The organism is Citrobacter sp. NCU1, assembly GCF_010231475.1.
Classification (GTDB): Bacteria; Pseudomonadota; Gammaproteobacteria; order Enterobacterales; family Enterobacteriaceae; genus Citrobacter_D.
The window spans coordinates 1-6,067 of record NZ_NRDO01000106.1; the positions used below are offsets into that span (position 1 = coordinate 1).

Here is a 6,067-nt window from a genome sequence, read left to right on the forward strand (position 1 = left end):
CACCGCGCCAAAACGGTTCTTATGGCTGCGCAAGGTGCGAAAACGGGAGTCGGCATCGCCATCCATGTTCATTGTCATAAATTTTACCTCTTGTCTTTCCCGTCTTGGTGAACCCAGCATACCGTTCCTAATGTCAAAATGTGTGATTTAAATCACATTTTTTTGTCACTTTTTGTCAGGGATATCTTTTTGTGAGGCATCGCAGGAACAGGGGATTTTTTACTTGAGGAATACCTTTAAGCAGGCCATATTTGATAGGATGCGTAGCCGCCAAACCACTTCAGTTGCGGCGCTGACAGACAAAAAAACGGCAGCCATTGGGCTGCCGTTTTGCATTCGGAGATGAATCAGGTGTTGCTGCTGTTAGCGGCAATAATTTTCGCTACTTTGTCAGCCTGAGCATTCATCTGCATCTGACGATAGGCATTTTCCATCAGCGGCAGAGCATCACGCGTTGCCTGGGTATCCGGGTAATCGCGCATCATTCCTTCTACGCGGTTCACGACGGCAACCCATGCGCCGCGCGCGGTGTAATAATCGGCAACAGAGTATTCGTATTTCGCCAGACGATTTTTCAGGAATACCAGACGCTTGGTCGCATCGGTTGTGTATTGGCTGTTCGGATAGCCACGCACCAGTTTGGAGAAATCGTTGAATGCAGCTCGCGCGTGTTGTGGGTCGCGATCGCTGCGATCAACACCAAAGAAGCCTTGCAAGGCACTGTCATCCAGCGCCATATTAGTCAGGCCGCGCATATACATGACATAATCAATATTTGGGTGCGTTGGGTTAAGACGGATAAAACGATCGATAGCAGCCTGAGCCAATGGCAGATCGGCGTTTTTGTAGTAGGCGTAGATGAGATCCAACTGCACCTGCTGGGAATATGGTCCAAATGGATAACGGTTATCCAACGCTTCCAATTGCGTTATTGCCTGTTTCCAGTTACCGTCCTGCAGCTTTTGCTGAGCAGTCGCGTAGATTTCATTAGGCGGATTATCGGGCACCTCTTCCATTGAACCAGAGCAACCCGCCAAAAACAGGCTCAACGTGGCTGCTGCCACCAGATATTTCATGCGCGTCATGACGTTTTGACTTTCCTCAAAATGTAATACGGGAGATTCTCTGTTCCTGCTCCCGGTTAAGACCAGCTACAATAGCACACTATATTAAACGGCAAAGCCGTAAAACCCAACGTTAAACGAAGAAGCAGTTTATGGCACAACGAGTAGAACTCACCGCAACAGTCTCCGAAAATCAGCTCGGTCAACGCTTAGATCAGGCTTTGGCCGAATTGTTCCCTGATTATTCGCGTTCACGCATAAAAGAATGGATCCTCGACCAGCGCGTGCTGGTAAATGGGAATATTTGCGATAAACCGAAAGAAAAAGTATTGGGCGGAGAACGTGTCTCCATCAATGCTGAAATTGACGAAGAAATTCGTTTTGAAGCGCAGGATATCCCGCTGGATATCGTCTATGAAGATGATGACATTCTTGTCATCAACAAACCACGTGACCTCGTGGTGCATCCCGGTGCGGGTAATCCTGATGGCACGGTACTGAATGCGCTACTGCATTACTATCCGCCCATCGCGGATGTCCCGCGTGCGGGTATTGTGCACCGTCTGGATAAAGACACCACCGGATTAATGGTTGTCGCAAAAACCGTCCCGGCGCAAACGCGTCTGGTGGAGTCATTGCAGCTGCGTGAAATCACGCGTGAGTACGAAGCCGTGGCAATTGGTCATATGACGGCGGGGGGAACGGTAGAAGAACCGATCAGCCGTCACCCAACCAAACGTACGCATATGTCAGTGCATCCCATGGGCAAACCGGCGGTGACTCACTACCGTATTATGGAACACTTCCGTGTGCACACGCGTCTGCGGCTGCGTCTGGAAACCGGACGTACGCACCAGATCCGCGTGCACATGGCGCATATTACCCATCCGCTGGTAGGCGATCAGGTTTATGGCGGTCGTCCGCGCCCACCTAAAGGGGCATCTGAGGCTTTCATTTCGACGTTACGTAAGTTCGATCGTCAGGCGCTGCATGCCACTATGCTGCGTCTGTATCACCCGATCTCCGGTATCGAAATGGAGTGGCATGCGCCGATTCCGCAAGATATGGTCGAACTTATTGAAGCCATGCGCGCCGATTTTGAAGAACATAAGGATGATGTTGCCTGGTTATGAGTAAGCTAATTGTCCCGCAGTGGCCCATACCTGAAGGTGTTGCGGCCTGTAGTTCGACACGTATTGGGGGCGTCAGTTTGCCTCCTTACCATTCGCTGAATCTGGGCGCTCATTGTGGCGATAACCCGGAACATGTCGAAGAGAACCGAAAACGTCTGTTTACTGCGGGCAATCTGCCTTCGAAACCGGTCTGGCTGGAACAGGTGCACGGTAAGGATGTGCTGAAACTGACCGGTGCGCCCTATGATTCTAAAAGGGCGGATGCGTCGTACAGCGACACGCCGGGCACCGTTTGTGCGGTGATGACTGCGGATTGCCTGCCAGTACTGTTTTGTAATCGCGCCGGAACGGAAGTGGCGGCAGCCCACGCGGGGTGGCGCGGATTATGTGAAGGCGTACTCGAAGAAACCGTTGCCTGTTTTGCTGATAAACCGGCAAACATTATGGCCTGGTTAGGCCCAGCCATCGGCCCTGCGGCTTTTGAGGTAGGGCCTGAGGTTCGTGACGCGTTTATGGCGAAAGATGCGAAGGCACAGGCTGCCTTTTTGCCACGCGGAGAAAAATATCTGGCTGATATTTATCAGCTTGCACGTCAACGTCTGACGAACGTTGGGATCACCTACATTTATGGTGGCGACCGCTGTACATTTAGTGAAAGTGAGACATTCTTCTCTTATCGCCGCGACAAGACTACTGGTCGGATGGCAAGTTTTATTTGGCTGATATAACCTAGAGAATCAAGACGATCCGGAACGCGCCGTTTTCTTTTCACATAATTCAGGTCATTCACCTTGAATAATTGAGGGATGACCTCATTTAATCTCCAGTAGCAATTTTGACCTGTTATGGGAGGAGTTATGCGTCTGGATCGTCTTACTAATAAATTCCAGCTTGCGCTTGCCGATGCCCAGTCACTCGCACTTGGGCGCGACAACCAATTCATCGAACCTCTTCATTTAATGAGCGCCTTGCTGAATCAGGAAGGGGGATCAGTTCGTCCTTTATTAACGTCTGCTGGCATTAATGCTGGCCAGTTACGCACCGCGATTGATCAAGCGCTAAGCCGTCTACCGCAAGTGGAAGGTACTGGCGGCGACGTGCAACCGTCGCAGGATTTGGTGCGTGTGCTGAATCTTTGCGACAAGCTGGCGCAAAAACGTGGGGACAACTTTATTTCGTCGGAACTGTTTGTTCTGGCTGCGCTTGAGTCTCGCGGTACGCTGACCGACTTATTGAAATCGGCTGGGGCGACAACCGCCAATATCACTCAGGCAATTGAACAAATGCGCGGAGGTGAAAGCGTGAACGATCAAGGGGCTGAAGACCAACGCCAGGCCTTGAAAAAATACACCGTCGATCTGACCGAGCGAGCTGAGCAAGGCAAGCTCGATCCGGTTATTGGCCGTGATGAAGAAATTCGTCGTACCATTCAGGTACTGCAACGTCGTACCAAAAACAACCCGGTACTCATCGGTGAGCCTGGGGTGGGTAAAACTGCGATTGTTGAAGGTCTGGCACAACGCATCGTTAATGGTGAAGTCCCTGAAGGCCTAAAAGGCCGTCGCGTACTGGCGCTGGATATGGGGGCGCTGGTGGCCGGGGCAAAATACCGCGGTGAGTTTGAAGAGCGTCTGAAAGGTGTACTTAATGACCTCTCAAAACAGGAAGGCAACGTCATCCTGTTTATCGATGAATTGCACACTATGGTAGGGGCGGGGAAAGCGGACGGCGCAATGGACGCCGGGAACATGCTTAAACCAGCACTGGCGCGTGGTGAACTGCACTGCGTGGGCGCGACGACGCTGGATGAGTATCGCCAGTATATTGAAAAAGATGCTGCGCTGGAGCGTCGTTTCCAGAAAGTGTTTGTTGCCGAGCCGTCAGTGGAAGATACCATCGCGATTCTGCGTGGTCTGAAAGAACGTTACGAGCTGCATCACCATGTGCAGATAACCGACCCGGCTATTGTGGCGGCGGCGACGCTGTCGCATCGATATATTTCGGATCGTCAGCTGCCCGATAAAGCTATCGACCTTATCGATGAAGCTGCATCCAGCATTCGTATGCAGATTGATTCCAAGCCGGAAGAGCTGGACAGACTCGATCGCCGTATCATCCAGTTAAAGCTGGAGCAGCAAGCTTTGATGAAAGAGTCTGATGAGGCGAGCAAAAAACGCCTCGATATGCTCAACGAAGAACTGGACGACAAAGAACGCCAGTATTCGGCGCTGGAAGAAGAGTGGAAAGCCGAGAAAGCATCACTCTCCGGAACGCAAACTATTAAAGCTGAACTGGAACAGGCGAAAATTGCCATTGAACAGGCGCGTCGTGTCGGCGATCTGGCGCGGATGTCCGAGCTTCAGTACGGCAAAATTCCAGAGTTGGAAAAACAGCTTGAAGCTGCCACTCAGTCTGAAGGTAAAACCATGCGCCTGTTGCGTAATAAAGTGACAGATGCGGAAATTGCCGAAGTGCTGGCACGCTGGACCGGTATCCCGGTTGCCAGAATGCTCGAAGGCGAGCGTGAGAAACTGCTGCGTATGGAGCAAGAACTCCATGGCCGCGTGATTGGTCAAAACGAGGCGGTTGAAGCGGTATCGAACGCGATTCGCCGTAGCCGCGCTGGGCTGTCCGATCCGAATCGCCCGATTGGTTCGTTCCTGTTCCTTGGGCCAACCGGTGTTGGTAAAACCGAACTGTGTAAAGCGCTGGCCAACTTTATGTTCGATAGCGACGACGCAATGGTGCGTATCGACATGTCCGAGTTTATGGAGAAACACTCCGTGTCTCGTCTGGTCGGTGCGCCTCCGGGATATGTGGGTTATGAAGAAGGGGGCTACCTGACAGAAGCCGTACGCCGTCGTCCTTATTCCGTGATCCTGCTGGATGAAGTCGAAAAAGCGCATCCGGACGTATTCAATATACTGTTGCAGGTGCTGGACGATGGTCGTCTGACGGACGGGCAGGGGAGAACGGTCGATTTCCGTAATACGGTGGTCATCATGACCTCTAACCTCGGTTCCGATCTGATCCAGGAACGTTTCGGTGAACTGGATTACGGACATATGAAAGACCTGGTGCTGGGAGTAGTCAGTCATAACTTCCGCCCGGAATTCATTAACCGTATAGATGAAGTTGTGGTATTCCATCCGCTTGGAGAACAACACATCGCATCTATTGCCCGGATCCAACTGCAACGTCTGTACAACCGTCTGGAAGATCGTGGTTATGAAATCCACATCTCTGACGAGGCGCTTAAACTGCTGAGCGCGAACGGTTACGATCCAGTCTACGGGGCGCGTCCACTGAAACGTGCTATCCAGCAACAGATCGAAAACCCGCTGGCGCAGCAAATCTTGTCTGGTGAGCTGATTCCGGGAAAAACGATTCGTCTGGAAGTAAATGACGATCGCATCGTGGCAGTGCAATAAAGTCACAAAACGATATAAACGGGCCCTGCGGGGCTCGTTTTTGTTTGAAAACCAGGCGAATATAGGTGCTTATTATGATTTTTGATGGAAAAGTAATCACCTGATAAGTTTTTTGTATTTTTAGCTTGTCAGCCGGAAATAACTCCCTATAATGCGCCTCCACTGACACGGAACAACGGCACGCAAGCCGCCGGGTCAGCGGGGTTCCACTGAGAACACCGGCAGAGAAAGCAAAAATAAATGCTTGACTCTGTAGCGGGATGGCGTACTATGCACACCCCGCGCCGCTGAGAAAAGCGAAGCGGCACTGCTCTTTAACAATTTATCAGACAATCTGTGTGGGCACTCAAAGTGACATGGATTCTTAACGTCGCAAGACGAAAAATGAATACCAAGTCTTATGAGTGAACACGTAATTCATTACGAAGTTTAATTTCAT

The 6,067-nt window shown here is 51.1% G+C and carries 4 protein-coding genes and 1 pseudogene; 3 read left to right on the top strand and 2 right to left on the bottom strand.

Annotated features, from left to right (window positions below; translation table 11 throughout):
* Positions 1 to 66 (bottom strand): annotated as a pseudogene (locus tag CJP72_RS25720) (hypothetical protein); the annotation flags it as partial.
* Positions 67 to 347: 281 nt separating this feature from the next.
* Entirely contained in the window at positions 348 to 1,085 is a 738-nt protein-coding gene (gene bamD / locus CJP72_RS24335) for an outer membrane protein assembly factor BamD (protein WP_162383816.1), read from the bottom strand.
* 131 nt (positions 1,086 to 1,216) lie between these two features.
* Here bamD and rluD point away from each other — a divergent pair, with 131 nt between their 5' ends.
* The 3 genes from rluD to clpB all read left to right on the top strand — a co-directional run bounded on the left by rluD (position 1,217) and on the right by clpB (position 5,628).
* A complete protein-coding gene (rluD, locus tag CJP72_RS24340; protein WP_162383817.1) occupies positions 1,217 to 2,197 on the top strand; it encodes a 23S rRNA pseudouridine(1911/1915/1917) synthase RluD in 981 nt (326 codons plus the stop codon).
* Entirely contained in the window at positions 2,194 to 2,925 is a 732-nt protein-coding gene (gene yfiH, locus CJP72_RS24345; RefSeq protein WP_162383818.1) for a purine nucleoside phosphorylase YfiH, read from the top strand. The genes rluD and yfiH overlap by 4 nt, the downstream gene beginning before the upstream one ends.
* A gap of 129 nt (positions 2,926 to 3,054) precedes the next feature.
* On the top strand, positions 3,055 to 5,628 hold the full coding sequence (gene clpB, locus CJP72_RS24350; protein ID WP_162383819.1) for an ATP-dependent chaperone ClpB: 2,574 nt from the start codon (positions 3,055 to 3,057) through the stop codon (positions 5,626 to 5,628).
* Positions 5,629 to 6,067: the final 439 nt, after the last annotated feature.